Source organism: bacterium, from assembly GCA_040754625.1.
Taxonomy (GTDB): Bacteria; JACRDZ01; JAQUKH01; order JAQUKH01; family JAQUKH01; genus JAQUKH01.
Genome location: JBFMCF010000046.1, coordinates 1 through 2541 on the forward strand (window position 1 = coordinate 1; position 2541 = coordinate 2541).

A 2541-nucleotide genomic window follows, 5' to 3' on the forward strand; every position below is an offset into this window, starting at 1 on the left:
CATGCTTCCAGAATGGGTTTTTACCTTCCTTATTTTTAGGTAGTGCGGTTTCACACTACTTTTTTACACGAAAAACCGCGCCAAATCAACACTTTTATTTTTAAATTCTAAAAGTGGCAAACTCGGGTGCAATCTTTTCAAAAAAGGCAGAGATTAGTTTGGATTTACCAACCCCAGAGATACCCACCACGCAAAAAGATTTGTCTTTAATTTTTTTTAACATCTTTCCCAAATCTTCTTCACGTCCAAATAGATTTTCAGATGTAATACGCGGTTCTACTTCTGTTATTAAAGGTCTTTTTATACCTCGCACTATCTTATTTTTGCTAAAAAAATCACAAGGGCAATAAATAAAATACTGGCCAGAAATAAAATAAACCCTAGTTTTCCCGCAATGAGGAGCGGGATTAAAGCAACAATTACACCTAAAGCACCGCCTGGAGAACCACGGAACCATTTTCCTAGCTTCTTAAACCATTCCATATTATTTCTTAATTTTACACAAATTAAAAAGTTCGATATTTTAATATATTATCACAAAAATTATCTGAATAGTCTATAGAGTGTCTGAAGTAAATCAAAATACAAAAAATATTTATCTTGCCGTTACCGGGACCCGAAAATTAAGCTTATATTTCTTCTTTGCCGCTTCAGATTCCTTGCGAATTTTGCTTATAAGCTCTTCGGTAGACAGCTTTTTTTCTTCTTCGTAAAGCGCTTCCCTGATTTTATGAATTTCTTCCATTGCTTTGGGTTCTTGATTCATCTTCCGCATTATATCATTATTTTAGGTAACCAAGAGAAAAATTTAACAGGCGGTGTCTTTTTAGCGCGCGGTAAAATTTCTGGGGTGGTTATGCCGTTTTGATCTAATTCCCCTGATTCTTTTTGAACGCATTCTCGAAATCTTGTTTAGCGTGAATTATTGCCAGTATTTGTATTTGATTTGAGGATATCTCATAGACGAGGCGGTAGGAATTTACAATTAATTCCCGTATATTGGGGTCATTTCTTTCGGGAACGATTCTGCCCATTTTAGGAAACTGTGCTAAATTTTCTGACTTTTCAATAAACTCCTGTGATACCTTAACGGCGTAATACCTGGAATCGCTCGCGATGTAATCATAGATATTCTTCAAATCCAGTTTTGCCGGGATTGACCAAATTACCATGATTTAACTTCTTCTTTCAGCCCTTCAACGGAAATGACTTTTCCTTCCTTGATTGCATCCTGCCCTTTTTTAATTTTATCGATTACATAAAGCCTGTACATAATTTCATCAATGTCGGCAGATTCAGGAAGTTTTGATATTACGTCAATGGCTTCTTTTTTTAAGGTCTGCATCTTTTGTCTCCTCAAATATTTTAAAAGTTGGTTATGTTACGATTTTTTCTCCGTTTGATGATTAGATTATATCACTATTTTTAGGTAATCAAAAGAAAAATTTAACAGGCGGCGTTTTCTTGCCGCGCGGTAAAATTCCTGGCAAGTTTATCAGAATAATATTTGTTCGTCAATAAATTTTACAAATATCATGGATATTTTTAGGTTCAAAACTCACTGTCAATATTCAGCGTCTGGACATCATAATTTTTCGCGATGTCACTGCTGTATCCGAGGGTAAGGTATTCGAGTACCAGGTTTTTAGGGAGTTTAAACACCTTCCATGAAAAACTGAAGGTTATATGGTTCTTCGCCGGCAGGCCGGAGAACAGGTTCGGCTGGTAATAATATCCTGTCCGGACGTTCAGGTCTTTTTTCAGAAAAACTGTCCTGTATTCCGCCCCCGCGTGCGGTGATAAGGAATATTTTCTTGCTAATTTGTAGTTGTTAAAGTTTTTTGCGAGACTGGAACCCACAAGCGTTTCATTCCCCTTGAATTTAGCGTAATGCAAGTCAATATCAAGAAAAATTCTCTTGGCGGCCTGGTAACCAATCCCGGTGTTTATCTGCATCGGCACATAGACATCATAAAACCATTTGAAACCCTGCAGGTTGTTATTCATGTTCTCGTCAAACCTGAAATGAGCGGACGGCTGGTACAGGAAACCCAGTGACAATTTATCATTGATTTTATACATAGCGGATAAATCAAAATTCAAAATGGTTTTCTCCTGCTTCAAATTGGTTTCAGCCGAGGCCGTTTTTTCATAAGAGGTTAAATTTGAGCTTAGTATTTTAGGCGTAACTGCAAACGACAGATTTTCTCTTAACTGCCAGATAAAAGGGACAAGAAACCCTCCGAGTTCAAGTCCAAACTCATATTCCTCGCCCGGGTTCCCGAGAGGCAGGACAAACTTGTCCTTTTTCGAGGTGTCATTTGTAAATAAAATATTATAACTTCCGTTCGCGTAAATACCCCATGTGAATTTGTTTTTCTTTCTCGTCCTGTGAAGAAATCCAAAGTTAAATATTTCCTGACTTGTCCAACTCACTTTTTCTAAAAAGACAAAGCTAATAAAATCAATGATTTAGCGATATAAAAGTGTAATTTTGTCGCACTAAGGTATAATAGGAGCATGTTTTATGTTCGTACTGTT

Annotated in this window: 6 protein-coding genes; all 6 read right to left on the minus strand. The window is 36.8% G+C overall.

The window, feature by feature from the left end:
- Positions 1–100: 100 nt before the first annotated feature.
- The 6 genes from AB1498_03695 to AB1498_03720 all read right to left on the minus strand — a co-directional run bounded on the left by AB1498_03695 (position 101) and on the right by AB1498_03720 (position 2436).
- Positions 101–313: a hypothetical protein gene (locus AB1498_03695; GenBank protein ID MEW6087382.1), complete on the minus strand. Its 213-nt coding sequence runs from the start codon at positions 311–313 to the stop codon at positions 101–103.
- A complete protein-coding gene (locus tag AB1498_03700; GenBank protein ID MEW6087383.1) occupies positions 313–483 on the minus strand; it encodes a hypothetical protein in 171 nt (56 codons plus the stop codon). The genes AB1498_03695 and AB1498_03700 overlap by 1 nt, the downstream gene beginning before the upstream one ends.
- 112 nt (positions 484–595) lie before the next feature.
- The gene (locus AB1498_03705; GenBank protein ID MEW6087384.1) at positions 596–766 is read right to left on the minus strand and encodes a hypothetical protein; all 171 of its coding nucleotides are present in this window, start codon (positions 764–766) and stop codon (positions 596–598) included.
- Positions 767–869: 103 nt separating this feature from the next.
- The gene (locus tag AB1498_03710) at positions 870–1172 is read right to left on the minus strand and encodes a type II toxin-antitoxin system RelE/ParE family toxin (protein MEW6087385.1); all 303 of its coding nucleotides are present in this window, start codon (positions 1170–1172) and stop codon (positions 870–872) included.
- Positions 1166–1345 (minus strand): hypothetical protein, encoded by a 180-nt coding sequence (locus tag AB1498_03715; GenBank protein MEW6087386.1) that lies wholly within the window; start codon positions 1343–1345, stop codon positions 1166–1168. The genes AB1498_03710 and AB1498_03715 overlap by 7 nt, the downstream gene beginning before the upstream one ends.
- Before the next feature lie 206 nt (positions 1346–1551).
- Positions 1552–2436, minus strand: a complete 885-nt coding sequence (locus AB1498_03720) for a hypothetical protein (protein MEW6087387.1) — start codon at positions 2434–2436, stop codon at positions 1552–1554.
- Positions 2437–2541: the final 105 nt, after the last annotated feature.